Annotated in this window: 4 protein-coding genes (1 of these 4 only partly in view); 1 reads left to right on the top strand and 3 read right to left on the bottom strand. The window is 69.8% G+C overall.

The genetic code is table 11. From position 1 onward, the window contains the following. Nucleotides 1–107 precede the first annotated feature (107 nt). Nucleotides 108–863, top strand: a complete 756-nt coding sequence (locus E0497_RS11735) for a glycosyltransferase family 2 protein (protein WP_277751682.1) — start codon at nucleotides 108–110, stop codon at nucleotides 861–863. Here E0497_RS11735 and E0497_RS11730 read toward each other — a convergent pair. The 3 genes from E0497_RS11730 to E0497_RS11720 form a co-directional block, all read right to left on the bottom strand. Further along, nucleotides 826–2,322, bottom strand: a complete 1,497-nt coding sequence (locus tag E0497_RS11730) for a wax ester/triacylglycerol synthase domain-containing protein (protein WP_137724973.1) — start codon at nucleotides 2,320–2,322, stop codon at nucleotides 826–828. The two genes, E0497_RS11735 and E0497_RS11730, sit on opposite strands and share 38 nt — an antisense overlap. A gap of 147 nt (nucleotides 2,323–2,469) precedes the next feature. Next, a complete protein-coding gene (locus E0497_RS11725; protein ID WP_137724972.1) occupies nucleotides 2,470–3,387 on the bottom strand; it encodes an esterase/lipase family protein in 918 nt (305 codons plus the stop codon). 166 nt (nucleotides 3,388–3,553) lie between these two features. Further along, nucleotides 3,554–16,451, bottom strand: partial view of a non-ribosomal peptide synthase/polyketide synthase gene (locus E0497_RS11720; protein ID WP_137724971.1) — the 3' end only. It continues 20,852 nt past the right edge of the window; the window shows 12,898 of its 33,750 coding nt (coding positions 20,853–33,750); the start codon falls outside the window, past its right edge — the gene reads right to left on this strand; its stop codon occupies nucleotides 3,554–3,556.

Here is a 16,451-nt window from a genome sequence, read left to right as displayed (position 1 = left end):
CGGCTCGCCGGCCACACCAACATCGCCGGCGCGCTACGCCACCACGGCCGTGATCCACACCGGCCGATCGATCTACTTCATGCCGCCTGACATGGGGTTATGCGACTTTGCCGGGCCCCTGGGATTCCACCGGTGCGATCATCGACCGGATGAGTCAGGAGTTCCCGCAGGTACGTCGCGTCGTGGAGTCCATTCCGGGTGTGCTCGCGGCCCGCACGGCAGGGTTCGATGCGGCCACGCAGTCGATCATTGCGCGGGTCGATGCAGATGCGTACGTCGAGTCGGGGTGGGCCGAGAGCATCGAGGGTTTCTTCGAGGAGACCGGCGACGAGTTCGCGGCGATCGTCGGGCCGATGAGCCAGTACGACATGCCGTTCCAGGGGTATACCGCGTTCGTGCAGAAGTGGCTGATGGGTGTGCGCCACGACGAAACCGTGGAGCGTTTCCGGCCCACCACCAACGTTGCCGGGTCGAACATGGCGATCACGCAGGAAGCGTGGAAGGCCGCGCGGGAGAAGGAACCGCAGTCTCGTGACCTCTACGAGGATGTGAGCCTGTCGCTGACGCTGCAGTCCCTCGGCCTCAAAATGGCGGTCGTGTTCGGGATGAAGGTGAGCACGTCGGGTCGGCGTCTGCTGTCGAGTGCGCGGTCCTACTGGAGTTACACGGCGGGCCTGCCGGCCACTTATCGTGCGCACGGTCTGACGAAGCAGGCTCGGGTCAACTGGACCACGGTGTGGCTGGCCCGGGCCACCTGGGTAGCGTTCTACGTTCCGCTGCGCATGTTCGATCCTGCGGATTGCTCGTGGTCGGTGCGCCGAATCTTCACCCGTACCGAGGACCGGGAGGATCCTCGCCGATAGCGAGTTGTTCCCGCTCTCCTATCGGAATCTGACACCCCTGTTCCGACCGTTCCACAACGTCGGTACTGCGAGGCTGGTGGAACGGTCGAGGTGTTCTACAGGCGACAGTATGCTGCGCGAACTGCTCGTACTCGCTGCGGATCAGCCCGATATAGCGATCCAGGTCCGGCATCTGCCGAGGGTCCGCGGTAACAGTCACCGTGAGCTGGTCGCCGATGGATCCGATGCGGTGTGCGACGCCCAGCTTGTCGACCAGTGTGGCGACGCCGATACTCGCAACAACCGACGAGCCACACAACTGCCAGTCCCCTGCATTCCCAACCTGGACGCTGGTCGCAACGAAATGCGCACCGGGGACCATATCAGCCTTCCCCGACAAAACACCCTGGACACGCACCCCGATCCGAATGAGGAAACCTGGGAGTCGCAGGATCTTCCCGGTCAGGGCAGCATTCGCGGGGCTGAGCGTGCGGTCCCGCTCGGCGCGTATACGGTGGTGCACCGCCTTCGCCCGCGCCGCCGGATCGGCGATCTCGACGTGCAGATCCACCTTCGTCGACGTGGTCTGATTCCTGGCGGACGTGTCGATGACACCGCGCGTGGAGATCGGGACTGCCGCAACAAGGGGTCCGTTTTCATGTCCGAGGTGCTTGGCCATCGCACCGCCGATGATGGCAAGGACGACATCGTTGACAGTCACGTCTCCTATCTCTCGGGCGAGGACGCGTAACTCCGAGACCGTGAAGAACACGGCATCGACAACTTGGCTTGTACTGATGGGGTGATTGACCACAGTCCGCGGCAACTGTGCAGGAGGTTCCTGCCACAACCCCTGCGATTCCTCGGCCTTCACCTGCTCCAGCAGTCTCCTGACGAGACGGAAATCTCTGACCAGCCTGCCGATCATCCTCGGCACCGCAACGAGTCCACACACTGTCGCGGCAGCAACCGACAGCGACGGACCCGGAACGTACGCGGGCAGAGACCGCTCCGAGAACAGGTCGCGGGAGACGTCGATGATCCCCATGCCGTCTGTGCACGAGTGGTGCATCTTCACGGACACGACGTCACACCGATCGGAGCGTCCGTCGATGCCCTGTACACCACGGATAACGTGTAGTTCCCACAGTGGCCTCGACCAGTCGAACGGCGCCGATTGGATCGTCGGTAGCAGCGCACAGAGGTCTTCCCAGCTATCGGTCTCGTGCACATAGATGTGGCTTTCCGGCTCAAACCGGGGTGTGTCGGACCAGTACGGTGTGCCGATGTCGCCGAGTGGCCTGACCATCCGTTGATGCAGCGGCGCGATGCCGGCGACACGGTCCGCGAGGCACCTCACAATGGTCGCGGTCGGAGCATCGGCGGACGTGAAGATGTACGTGGACAACATCGTCTGGGGCGACTTGGGAACATCGGTGTACGCGAGCAGTGCGTCGCGGTAATGGACAGGTGTCGTCATCCCCGTGGCCCCCTCCAGCCGCTCGTTTCAGCGGCGATTACTCACCCTGTCAAACATTGGACCAGCACGAACTGTCGGAGTTACCGGCGGCACAGTGCGGCTATGGCGCAAACCACGCAGACCGCGAATGGGTCCTCGTAAGAAACCTCAGCAGGGTGCCGTGGCCTTGCCCGCGTATGTCGAGTCCAACGCGGACTTCACGATGTGCACTGCTACCGGGTCCGTGGTGAGTTCCATGTGGCCGACGTCTGCCGTCGCACACACGTCCTGCACCCACACGTTGTGGACCACTGCCCCCGGACCGGCCGTCAGGAACGTGTTCTCCGGTGGACTCGACACGGTGTCGTTGCGGCTCGCGACCACCGTGTACTCGACACCCGGGTCTGTGTCCCCGCCCGCGTTCAGTGCCCGCAGGAACGGTGAACCCTCCATCTGCTGAACATACGACGGCCCCATGATCGTGTTCATCAGATCGATCACCGGAATCCCGAGTCGCTGCGCGAGCGCCCCGAGCACCTGCACGTCACCGAACGTCGACCCATGATTCGTGGCCCCGAGCATCACGACCTTCCGCACCTTGTTCGCGGCAGGATCCGCGGGATCCACTCCCCCCTCGAAACGCAGGTACTGGCGTGCCACGACACCACCCTGGGAATGCCCGACAAGATCCACCTGCGCGGCGCCGGTGGTACTGCGCACCCGCTCCACGAAACGGCTCAGCTCCCGGGCCGACGCCCCGATATCGGTGGATCCGAACAGATCCATCAACCCGCCCGCCAACGACGAATTACCCCGGCCGTAATCCAACGCGAACACGCAGTAGCCCTCATCGGCGAGAGCCGGCCCGAGCGTCTTCCAGGTATCCAGGCTTCCGACACTGGTCCCGTGCACCAGCACCACCGGCACCGGATGTGCCGCCGACGGCGAACACGACCAATCGTTCACGCCTTCGAGACTGGACGGTACGTCGACTCGAGCCGGCTGTGCCGACGCCAACCCCGCCGCCCCGACGGCCACTGCCCCCGCCACAACCAGACCGAACAAACACTTGAACTTCGAAATCATCAAACACTCTCGAGATCGATGGCGATACCTCCACCACCCTACCGGCGACGTTGACACGCAACGGTTTACGTAACGCCACGAACGGTGAAGGCGCAGATCAGGGCGGCGAGGACAGTGGGGTGGCGGACCGCAAACACCGCATTCCGCCACCCCGCCCCGATCGTCTCTACCGGGCTCCGGCCTCGCCGGTGAGCGCCGCCACCGCAGCCACCCAGTACCGGCCCAGTTCCGCGACACCGTCGGCGTCGAGGACACCCGGCGGGTAGGAGACGTAGGCGGTGAGCTGCTGCCCGTCTCCGGTGTCGGCGACGACGGACTGCATGTCCAGCACCGCCTGCGCCGGCATCGGGTTCGCGGTTTCGGCACCCAGATCGACGGCGTCGAAGTCCGGCACCCAGCCCAGGCCGCGGGCCTCGTCGGGGATCTCGGCGGCATCGATGCGTCCGATGTAGTTGAACACGATCTGCGGCTCCGGGAACGCACCCAGCACCGCCGCCGATGCGGGATCGAGGTAGCGGAGCATGCCGTACCCGATACCGCGCTCCGGCAGCTGCGCCAACTGCTCCCGCACCGCCGTGACCGCGGCCGCCGCACCCGCACCGCCGGTGAACGCGTCGTCGACGTCGATACCGGCGAGATCGAGCCGCGCCGGGTACATCGAAGTGAACCAGCCGACGGTCCGGGACAGATCCGCCCCGGCCACCACGGACTCCTCGCGGCCGTGGCCCTCGAGGGTGACCACGGTGGCGGTCGCGTCCACACCCCGATCGCGGCGCCAGCGGGTGACGGCCAGCGCGAGGGCCGCACCGAGCGCGTCCCGCACGTCACCGCCGAGCCGGTCCGGGGTGGCCGCGAGCAGCCGCTCGGTTGCCGCCACCGGAACCGTGAACTGGGTCCGGGTCACCGAGTCGGCAAGGTCCACCGTCAGGTCCAGAGCCCGCGAACCGAGCAGCGGATCCGGTCCGTCGACCTGACGACGCCACACGTCGAGCTCGGCCCGTGCCTGCGGCGTGCGGGCGGACTCGACCTGGCCGAGCGCCCACTCCCGCAGCGAGGTGCCGACCGGCGCGAGCTGCGCCGTCTCCCCCGCCGCGACCTGCATGCCCGCGGTCACGAAGTCCGGCACCAGGATTCGCCACGACACCGAGTCCACCACCAGGTGATGCGGCACGATGAGCAGTCGTCCGGGCACCGCCGGGTCGGCGGGATCGAACCACACGAACTCGACCATCGCCCCGGCCTGCGGATCCAGCCGGCCCAGCGCGTCCGCGAACTCCGGGGTCGCGGCGGCCGCGAAGCCGTCGGTGCCCGGTGCGGCGTCGGCCGCGAGCGGCACCCGACGCACCAGCGTGTCCACGTCGACCGTCCCGGCGGGCGCGATCTCGAGGACCGGGTCGTCGCCGAGGACGAGCGTCGACCGCAGCACGTCGTGCGTGTCGACCACCGCTGCGATCGTCGCGACCACCTGGTCGCGGCCGATCCCGGCGGGCAGCGTCAGCATCATCGGCATGACGAAGCGGTCCCAGTCGCCGCCCCGCTCGAGCATCTTGTGCACGACCGGCGCCACCGGCACCGAACCGATCGCATCGACTGCAGGGGCGGACGGTGCGCCGCTGGAGTTGTCGACGACGGCGGCCAGCGCCGCGACCGTGCGCTGCTCGAACACGTCCCGCGCCGTGAACCGGATACCCGCGGCACGGGCCCGGGTGACCAGCGCGATCGAGACGATCGAGTCGCCGCCGATGTCGAAGAACGAGTCGTCGGCACCCACCTGTTCGGCCCCGAGGATCTCGGCGAACAGGTCGGCCAGCGCCTTCTCGGTCACGGTGCCCGGCGCCCGGTACTGCGCGGTGGACGCGAACTCCGGTGCCGGCAGCGCGCGACGGTCCAGCTTGCCGCTGGTACCCAGCGGCAGCTCGTCGAGCACCGCCGTCGCATCCGGAACCATGTACTCGGGCAGCTCGTGCGCCACCTCCGCGATCAGCACGGCGACGTCGACGGTGCGGCCGGTCTCGGCGACGACATACGCGGCCAGGCGGGCACCACGGTCGGTCTCGTGGACGATCACCGCGGCCTGCGTCACCGTCTCGTGGCGGCGCAGCACCGCCTCGATCTCCTCGAGCTCGATCCGCAGACCGTTGACCTTCACCTGGAAGTCGGTGCGCCCCACAAACGCGATGGTGCCGTCCGGCTGCCACCGCACCAGGTCACCGGTCCGGTAGAGACGGGAACCATTGCCGGCGAACGGGTTCGCGACGAACCGTTCCGCCGTGAGATCCGCGCGGCCCGTGTAGCCGCGGGCCAGCTGGTCACCGGACAGGTACAGCTCGCCGGGCACCCCGACCGCCACCGGCCGCAGCGCCGCGTCGAGCACGTAGGCCCGCGTGTTCCAGGCCGGCGCGCCGATCGCCGCGATCGCGGCCGCGCCGCGACCGTCGACGGTCTGCGCGGTGCTGTTGATCGTCACCTCGGTGGGCCCGTACAGGTTCACCAAGGACGCCGATCCCAGCTTCGAGACCCGTCCCGCCATCGACTCCGGCAGCGGCTCGCCACCGGCGAACACCCAGCGCAGCGACGCCACCCGCGCCGGATCGGCGGCCGCGACGTCGAGGAACAGTGCCAGCACCGACGGCACGAACTGCACGATCGTGACCTGCTCGGCGGCGACGGCGTCGACCATCGCCTCCGGGTCCTTGTGCGCGTCCGGCCCCGGCACCACGAGCGTGGCGCCGACGACGAGCGGCAGGAAAAGCTCCCACACGGAGGCGTCGAACGTGAACGTCGTCTTCTGCAGCAGCACGTCCGACGCATCGACGGCGTACTGCTCCCGCATCCACGCCAGCTGGTTCACCAGCGCGCCGTGGCTGATCTCGACACCCTTCGGCCGTCCCGTCGACCCCGACGTGAACAGCACGTACGCCAGGGAATCCGGGCGCACCGGGCCGCGGCGGTCGGTGTCGGTGAGCGGGGTGTCGGCGTACCCGGACAGGTCCAGGGCGTCGATGTCGAACACCGGCACGTCCAGATCCAGGTTCGCCGCATCGGCGACGGTGGTGAGGACGCACACCGGGGCGGCGGTCGCCACGACGTGGCTGATCCGCTCCTCCGGATGCTCCGGGTCGAGGGGCACGTAGGCGCCACCGGCCGCGTGGATCGCGTGCAGCGCGATCACCTGCTGCAGGCTGCGGCGCACCGCGACACCGACGACGGTGTCCGGTTCGACACCGGACGCCACCAGGTGCCGCGCCAGGCGGTTGACCCGGGCGGTGAACTCGGCGTACGTGAGCCGCTCCCCGCCGGCGACGACGGCCGTCGCCTCCGGGGTGGCCGCGGCCCGGTCCGCCACCAGCTGCGGGGTCGTGACCGCCGGCACCGTGTGCGTGGTGTCGTTCCACGCGTGCAGCACCAGGTCCCGTTCGGTGTCGGTGAGCAGGTCGACGTCGCCGACCGGCTGCTGCGGTGCCCGCGCGACGTGCGCGAGCGCGGCGAGCAGTCGGGCCGCGAGCCCCGTCTCACCGGGGACGACCAGCTGCGGCAGACCCTTCAGCGTGAGCCGCAGGCGGGTGCTGCCCTCCGCGGTGACGGTCACCGGGTAGTGGGTGCGGTCCGCGCCCTCGCCGCCGACGATGCGCATGCCGTCGATCTCGACGCCCGCGCCGGCGCTGGACACCGGGTAGGACTCGAACACCACGAGGCTGTCGAACAGCTGCCCCAGTCCGGCGTCCTGCTGGATGTCGCCGAGGCCGATGTAGTGGTGGTCGAGCAGCTCGGTCTGCGTCCGCTGGATGCGGCGCAGCAGATCCCGCAGCGTCTCGTCGGCGGCCAGCTGCACACGCACCGGCAGGGTGTTGATGAACATGCCGACCATCGACTCGACACCCGGCAGGTCACCGGGACGACCCGAGACGGTGGCACCGAACACGACGTCGTCACTGCCGGTCTGCCGGGCCAGCACGAGCGACCAGGCCAGCTGGACGATCGTGTTGAGGGTGACGCCCTCGTCGCGGGCCAGACGCTGCAGTTCCGTGGTGGCCTGCTCGTCGAGTTCCACGATGTCGGACACAGTCTCAGCGGAGATCTCACCGGTCGCAGCGACTCCCACCGACAGCAGCGTCGGGGTGTCCAGCCCGGACAGCGCCCGCCGCCAGGTGTCGCGGGACGCGCCGGTGTCACGGCGGTCCAGCCAGCCCAGGTAGTCGCCGAACGAGCGGACCGGCGGCATGTGGGTGGCGTCGCCGGACGCCGCGTACAGCACCACGAGTTCCTGCACGAGCAGCGGCAGCGACCAGCCGTCGAGCAGGATGTGGTGGTTGGTGACGACCAGGTCGTAGCGGTCCGCCCCGACCCGCACGAGCGCGAACCGGATCAGCGGCGGCGTCGCCAGATCGAATCCGGCGGCCGTCTCGGCGGCCAACACTGCCGCCCGTGCACCATCCGGGTCGGTGGCCTCGTGCACGTCGTGCTCCGACCACGGCGCCGTGACGCCGTCGACCACCAGCTGTACCGGACGCCCGCTACCGGACGCCACGAACGCGGTGCGCAGGTTCGCGTGCCGGTCCAGGAACGCCTGTGCGGCACTGCGCATCCGGGACGCGTCCACGGCGCCTTGCAGTTTGAGGACCACCTGCGGCGTGTACACGTCGACGGTGTCCTCGGCGTACAGCGCGTGGAACACGAACCCGGCCTGCAGCGGCGAGACCGGCCACACCGTGGCCAGCCCCGGATACGTGGTCTCCCACGCCTCGAGGTCGGTCTGGGTGACGTCGGCCAGCACGTCGGACGGGGTCAGACCGCCCGCGGCCGTGGAGGTCGCGTGCGCGGCGACGGACACGGCCGCGTCCCGCCACAGCTGCGCCAGTTCGGTGACGTCCGCGACCGCCAACAGCTCACGTGGGAACGCGAACGCCGCCCGCAGCTGCGGACCGTCGGTGGTCTCGTCGACGCTGACGTTGATCTCGAGCGTCGACACGGCCGCCAGGTCGACGTCCAGATCCCCGACGACGGTCTCCGCGGCCGGCATCCAGCCGTGCGCGCGCATCTCGTCGGTGAGGGTGTCGGTGCCGAACCGGCCCAGGTAGTTGAAGCTGATCTGCGGGGTCGGCAGCGCGGCGAGCACCGCGGCGCTCTCCTCGTCGAGGTAGCGCAGCATGCCGTAGCCGATGCCGTGATCGGGCACCGCGAGCAGCTGCTCCTTGACGGCCTTGACCGCGCGTCCGGCATCGGCGCCGGACGCGAACGCGTCGTCGACGTCGATTCCGGCCAGGTCCAGGCGCACCGGGTACAGGCTGGTGAACCAGCCGACGGTGCGACCCAGTGCGGCGCCGGGCACCGCGTGCTCCTCGCGGCCGTGACCCTCGAGGTTCACCAGCACCGAGTCGGCGTCGCCGCCGCGGCGACGACGCCACTGTGTGACCGCCAGCGCCAGACCGGTGAGCAGGCCGTCGTTGACGCCGCCCCGGAACGCCTCGGGCACCGCGGTGAGCAGCGCCTCGGTGGCGTCCACCGGTACCGCCACCTCGACCCGCTCGAGGTCGGTGAGCCGATCCCGGGCCGGGTCGAGCGGACGGGACGCGAGCTGCGGATCGTCGCCGGAGACCAGTGCGGTCCACATGTCGAGTTCGCCGCGGCGCTGCGCGGTCTGCTCGACGAGGCCGTGCGCCCAGCGCCGGAAGGACGTGCCGGCATCGGGCAGCGTCACCGCGTTCGCCCCGGCCGACACCTGTCCCCAGGCCGCCATGAAGTCGGGCACGATGACCCGCCACGACACCCCGTCGACGACGAGGTGATGCGCCATCACGAGCAGACGTCCCGGCCCACCCGCGGTGGGCGCGAACCACACGAACTCCACGGCCCGACCCGACGCGAGGTCGAGTCGCTGTGCGGCCGCGACGAATTCACGTTCGCCGAGTTCGGTGAACGCGTCGGTGCCGAAGCCGACCGGCACGTCGACACGGCGCACGGCGGCGTCCACGTCCACCTCGGGCAGGACGTCGAGCGTCCAGTCGCCGTCGACACGACGCAGCCGCGACCGCAGCGCGTCGTGGTGGCCGACGACCGCCCGCAGCGTCGCGACCAGACGGTCCCGGTCGATGCCGTCGGGCAGGGTCAGCAGTGCCGGCATCGCGAACCGGTCGAGGCTGCCGTCCCGCTCGAGGATCCACCGCATGATCGGGGTGAGCGGCACGTCGCCGACACCCCCGCCGGGCAGCTCGTCGAGCACCACCGCACCGGCCGTACCGCTCGTGGCGATCTCGGCGAGCGCGGCCACGGTCTTGCGTTCGAACACGTCGCGCGTCCCGAACACGATGCCGGCGTCCTTGGCGCGGGCGACGAGCTGGATGGAGACGATGGAGTCGCCGCCGAGCGCGAAGAACGAGTCGTGCACGCCGACGGTGTCGAGGCCGAGGACGTCGACGAACACCGCCGCGATCCGCTTCTCGAGGTCGGTGCGCGGCGCGACGACATCCTTGACCAGCGCCGAGAAGTCCGGTGCCGGCAGTGCGCGGCGGTCGAGCTTGCCGGCCGGGGTCAGCGGGATCTCGTCGAGGACGGTGACCGCGGCGGGCACCATGTACTCGGGCAGCGTCTCGGCGACGAACGCCGCCAACGCCGCCGAGTTCGGCGCGGTGCCCGGCACCGGGCGGACGTAGGCGACGAGGACGGTGTTGCCCGCGCTGCCCTGCTGCCCGATGGTGGCCACGTAGTCGACGTCCGGGTGCGCCGCGAACGCCGCATCGATCTCGCCGAGTTCGATGCGCAGGCCGCGGATCTTCACCTGGAAGTCGGTGCGGCCCACATACTCGAGCCGACGGTCGGCGGTCCAGCGGACCAGATCACCCGTGCGGTACATGCGGGAACCGTTGTCGCCGTACGGGTTGGCGACGAACCGTTCCGCGGTGAGCCCGTAGCGGGCGTGGTAGCCGCGGGAGAGCCACGGTCCGGCGATGTACAACTCACCGTCCACACCGGCCGGGACCGGACGCAGCATCGCGTCGAGCACCAGCAGCTCCACGCCGCGGACCGGGCCGCCGATGTCGACGCCGGTCCCGGGCTGCATCGGCCGGGACGCCGTGGTCCACACGGTCGCCTCGGTGGGGCCGTACAGGTTGAGCATGCGCCGGCCCGGCGCCCAGCGGTCCACGAGTTCCGGCGGGCACGCCTCACCGGCGACGACGAGCGTCCGCAGTGCGGGCAGGTCGCGGCCGCCGAGCGAGGCCAGCACGGACGGCGTCATGAACGCCAGGTCCACGCCGCGAGACTCGAGCAGGTCGGCGAATTCGTCGCCGCCGTACACGCCGGGCGGGCACACCACGAGGGTGCCGCCGCCGGCGAACGCCATCATCATCTCGAACACGGACGCGTCGAAGCTCGGGGACGCCGCGTGCAGCACCCGGCGGTCCGGGCCGGAGCCGAGGACGTCGATCGCCTCGCGGGCCATGTCGGCCAGGCCACGGTGGGTGACCTCGACGCCCTTGGGCAGGCCCGTCGATCCGGACGTGTAGATCATGTACGCGGTGTTCGCGATCCGCAGCGGGGCCGTCCGGTCCGCGTCGGCGATCGGGGTGTCGGACTGTGCTTCGAGTTCGCTGCGCACCTCGGCGGCGTCGATCTCGAGCCAGGTGACGGTGTCGGTGAGGGTGCCGCGGGATGCGGCCACGGTGACACCGAACAGGGCGCCGGAGTCGCCGAGCATGTGTTCGATGCGGTCGGCCGGGTAGGTCGGGTCGACCGGCACGTACGCGGCGCCGGTCTTGGCGACCGCCCACACTGCCGTCACCGACTCCAGCGACCGGGACATACCCAGGGCCACAACCGTTTCCGGTCCGGCACCGCGGGCGACGAGCAGCCGTGCCAGCCGGGTGGAGCGGGCGTCGAGTTCGGCGTAGGTGAGGTCGCCGTCGGCGGTGACCAGCGCGACCGCATCCGGACGCGCGGACGCTGCGGCGGCCAGCAGCTCGGGCAGCAGAACCGGGTCCGTGCCCTTCCCGCCGTCGGCCGGCACGAGATCCGACCACTCGGCGGCGTCGAGCAGGTCGATACGGCCGACCTCGAGATCCGGGTCGGCCACGATCCCGTCGAGCAGGCGCACGAACCGGGCCGCGAGCACCGTCATGCTCGCTTCGTCCCACAGGTCGGTGGCGTACGTGAGTCCGCCGACCATCGCACCGTCACCGTCCGGACCGTCGGCGAGGGTGAGCTGCAGATCGAACTTGGCGGCATCGATGCCGCCGTCGAGCGCCTCGATGGTCAGACCGGGCAGCTCGAACCGCGCCTGTTCGGTGTTCTGGAAGGCCAACGCCACCTGGAACAGCGGGGAATGCGCGGTCGACCGCTCCGGAGAGAGCACCTCGACCAACTGCTCGAACGGCACGTCGGTGTGCGTGAACGCGGCCAGATCCCGGCCACGGACATCATCGAGTAGATCCGTGAACGTCTGCTGCGGCGCGACCGGCGTCCGCAGCACCAGAGTGTTGACGAACATGCCGACCAGAGGCTCGAGCGCGGCGTCACCACGGCCCGCCACGGCGGTACCGACCGCGATGTCGTCGGTGCCACTCGTGCGTGCGAGCAGTGCCGCGAACGCCGCGTGCATCACCATGAACAGTGACGCCCCCCGGGCACGCGCCATCGCGTCGAGACGTTCCCGCAGCGGCGACTCGATGCCGAACGAGACGTGGGCACCGCGCATGCTGCGCACGATCGGCCGCGGACGGTCGGTCGGCAGGGCCAGCACGTCCGGCAGGTCCGCGAGGGACTGCTTCCAGAACTCGATCTGGGTGTGCGCCAGGGACTCCGGGTCGGTGTCGTCACCGAGCAGCGTGTTCTGCCAGAGCGCGAAATCCGGGTACTGCACCGGCAACGGCGCCCACAGGGGCTCCTGCCCGGTGGCCCGGGCCGCGTAGGCGGCCATGACGTCGGTCGCCAGCGGCGCCATCGACGCACCGTCGGCGGCGATGTGGTGCGCCACCACCACGAGCACGTGCTCGTTCTCGGCCACCCGCAGCAGACGAGCCCGGACCGGCACCGCCGCGGCCACGTCGAAGCCCTGCGACACGATGTCGGTGACGACGCCGGCAATGGATGCCGCATCGGCGACGTCCTGCACCGGCAGCAGGTCCTCGGGCGCACCGACAGTGGTAATCACCTGTTCGGGTCCGTGCCCACGATCCGGGTACACGGTGCGCAGGCTCTCGTGCCGTTCGACGACGTCCGCGAACGCGCGGGACAGGACGGCCGGGTCCAGGTCGCCGCTGAGCCGGATCGCCAACGGAATGTTGTACGCGGCCGACGATTCGTCGAACTTGTTGATGAACCACATCCGGCGCTGCGCGGCCGAGAGCGGAATCCGCTCCGGACGCGGTCCGGCGACCAGTGCGGGCCGCGTCGATTCCGCGGCGTGCTCGATCCGGGCTGCGAGTCCGGCGACGGTGGGCGCCTCGAACAGTTCCCGCACGCTCACCACACGGCCGAGGGCCTCGGAGATCCGGGAGACGACACGGGTGCCGACCAGCGAGTTGCCGCCGAGGGCGAAGAACTCGTCGTCCGCACCGACCTTGTCCACCCCGAGCACATCGGCGAACACGTTCGCGACGATCTCCTCGACCGGGGTGGACGGCGCCCGGTACGTGTTCGTGATCGACCCGAACTCCGGTGCCGGCAACGCCTTTCGATCCAGTTTGCCGTTGATGTTCAGCGGCAGCTCGGGCAGCACCAGCAGAACCGACGGCACCATGTAGCCGGGGACGACACGGGCGGTCTCCGCCAGCACGGCGGCGGTGTCGATGCTCCCGTCGCCCTCCGGGACCGCGTAGCCGACGAGCCTCTCCCCGAGCTGGTCGTGGTGCACCACGACGACGGCCTGCGCCACCGACGGGTGTGCCAGCAGCGCGCGTTCGATCTCCCCGAGTTCGATACGGAAACCGCGCACCTTCACCTGGAAGTCGGAGCGGCCGACGTAGTCCAGCTCACCGGACGTGTTCCAGCGGACCACGTCACCGGTGCGGTACATCCGGCTGCCCGGTGCACCGTACGGGTCGGCCACGAACCGCTCGGACGTCAGATCGCGACGACCGAAGTAGCCGCGCGCGAGCTGGATGCCGGCGAGGTACAGCTCGCCCGAGACCCCGACCGGGACCGGCCGGAGCCGGGCGTCGAGAACGTACGTCCGGACATTCCATTCGGGGCGCCCGATCGAGACGACACCGTCGGGCTCGGAGTCGGTGCAGGCGTGGTAGGTCACCGAGACGGCCGCTTCGGTCGGGCCGTACAGGTTGTGCACCGGGACGTCGACGAGCGTGTGGAGTCGGGCGACGACATCGCTGGGCAGCGCCTCACCGATACACAGCACCCGGCGCAGCGACTGCAGTTGCGCGGGCTGCGCGACCGCGACGAACGCCGACAGCAACGACGGGACGAAGTGGGCCGTCGTCACACGGCGACGCTGCACGAGATCGACGAGGTACGCGGGGTCGCGGTGCCCGTCGGGTGCCGCGACGACGAGCCGGGCACCCGCGGTCAGCGCCCACCAGAACTCCCACACCGACAGGTCGAAGGTGGCGGCGGTCTTGAGCAGCACGGCGTCGCCGGTGGTCAACCGGTATTCGTTCTGCTTCCAGCGCAGCTGGTTGCAGATCGCGGCGTGCGGAACCGCGACGCCCTTCGGCTTGCCGGTCGAACCGGACGTGTAGATCACGTACGCGGTGTTCGACGCCCGCAACGGTGTCCGGCGTTCCGCTGCGCGGACCGGGGTGCCGTCGGTGTCCGACAGATCCAGGCGGTCGAGGTCGACCCGCTCGACGCCGTCGGGCAGCGGGACGGTGACGTCACCGGTCGACAGCACGAACAGCGGTGCCGCACTGTCGAGCACGTATGCGGTGCGGTCAGCTGGATGGTCGGGGTCGATCGGCAGGTACGCGCCACCGGCCTTGGCGACCGCGTACATGCCGACGATCAGGTCCACGCCACGCGGCATCGCCAGGCCGACCATCGTCTCGGGGCCGACGCCGCGACCGATCAGGTGGCGCGCGATCCGGTTGACCCGGGTGTCGAACTCCCGGTAGGTGAGTTCGACACCGTCCAGGTCGAGTGCAACCGCGTCCGGGTGGGCGGCGACCGCCGCATCCACCAGGTCCACGAGCGTGCTCTCCGGCAACGGATGCACCGTGTCGTCGACGGCGGCGACCAGGGTGGCCGTCTCGGCGGCGTCGAGCATCGGTAGGTCGCCGACCGCGGTGTCCGGGGCGGAGACCGCCGCGTCCAGCAAGCGCACGAACATCGCCGCGAACCGCTCGACGGTGGACCGCTCGAACAGGTCCGTCGCGAACGTGAACGTCGCCGGCATCGGCGCGTCGGTGCCGTCGTCGCCGACGATCAGATGCAGGTCGAACTGGGCCGTCTCACCGCCGACATCGAACGGTTCGACGGTCAGTCCGGGCAGTTCCAGCGACGCCTGCGCCATGTTCTGGAACGAGAAACCGACCTGGAAGATCGGGTGATGCGCCAGCGACCGCGCCGGGTTGAGCACCTCGACGAGCCGCTCGAACGGCACGTCGGCGTGGGCCGTGGCCCCCAGCGACGCGTCCCGGGCGGTGTCCACCAGTGCGGCGAACGTGGTGTGCGACTGCACCGGCAACCGCAGTGCGAGGGTGTTGACGAACATGCCGACGATCGGATCGAGTTCCGGTTCGCCACGGCCGGCGACCGGGGTGCCCACCGTGATGTCGTCGCTTCCGGACAGTCGTGCGAGCAGCGTCGCGAACACCGCATGCACCACCATGAATGCGGTGGCATTGCGGGTCCGCGCGAACTCCGTGATGCGGCGGCGCAGTGCAGCATCGACGGTGAACGCCAACCGGTCACCGAGGAGGGTCTGCATCGGCGGGCGCGGATGATCCAGCGGAAGTTCCAGCAGGTCGGGCACGCCCGCAAGGGTGGTACGCCAGAAGTCGATCTGACGGGAGATGAGACTCGTGGCGTCCGTCTCGTCACCGAGCATCGCTCGCTGCCAGATCGCGTAGTCCGCGTACTGGATCGGCATCGACGCGAACGTCGGTGCCTGGCCGGCCGACCGGGCGATGTACGCGGTCATCACGTCCTGGACGAACGGACGCGCGGACTCGCCGTCGGTCGAAATGTGGTGCGCGACGAGCGCGAGCACGTAGGTCTGCCGCTCCGCAGCGGGTTCCCGGAGCTGGAACACGGCCAACCGGATCGGCGGGACGTCGGCGGTGACGTCGAACCCGTCGGTCACCATCGTCACGAGCCGGGCACGAAGCTCGTTCTCGTCCACCAGGATCGGGGTCAGGTCCAGGGGAAGTCCCGTGGCCGGCAGGACCACCTGATGAGCTCCGTCCGGGGAGCCCGGGTAGACCGTGCGCATCGTCTCGTGCCGCTGCAGCACGTCACGAACAGCATGCTGCAGGGCATCCACATCCAACGTGCCCGACAGCTTCACGATCATCGGAATGTTGTAGGCCGACGATGCCGGATCGAACTGGTTGAGGAACCACATCCGGGACTGCGCGTACGACAACGGGATCCGGTCCGGACGCGGCATCGGCCGCAACTCCGGCCGGACGTCGTCGGTGGCGGTGGCCTCGACGGCGGCCGCGAATGCGGCGACGGTGGGCGCCTCGAACAGGACGCGGACGCCGACCCGGCGGCCGACGATCCGGCCGATGCGGGCGACGACACGGGTCGCGGTGAGCGAGTTGCCGCCGAGCGAGAACCAGTCGTCGTCGCGGCCGACCCGGTCGAGTCCGAGGAGTTCGGAGAACGTGTCGGCGACCGCGGTCTCGATGCCGGGCCGCGGCGCCTCGTACTGTGCGGCGACGGTGGTGAACACCGGCTCCGGCAGGCGGGTGCGGTCGAGTTTGCCGATCGTGGTGAGCGGCACCTCGTCGAGGACGAGGATCTGCGCCGGCACCATGTACGGCGGCAGGGTGCTCGACAGGGTGTCGCGCAACGCCTCCACATCGACGGTGTCGCCGGCGGCGGCCTTGACGTAGGAGACGAGCGCGGTCTGCCCGGCCGGGTCGTCGACGCCGGTGGTGACCGCGAATTCG

It is taken from the genome of Prescottella subtropica (assembly GCF_005434945.1).
GTDB classification, from domain to species: Bacteria; Actinomycetota; Actinomycetes; order Mycobacteriales; family Mycobacteriaceae; genus Prescottella; species Prescottella subtropica.
The sequence above is the reverse complement of the archived record's forward strand: the minus strand, read 5'-3'. Positions and strand labels throughout refer to the sequence as shown.

Coding starts and splice junctions, on each gene's coding strand:
- E0497_RS11725 (WP_137724972.1), bottom strand. CDS start 3,387: ATGATTTCGAAGTTCAAGTGTTTGTTCGGTCTGGTTGTGGCGGGGGCA.
- E0497_RS11730 (WP_137724973.1), bottom strand. CDS start 2,322: ATGACGACACCTGTCCATTACCGCGACGCACTGCTCGCGTACACCGAT.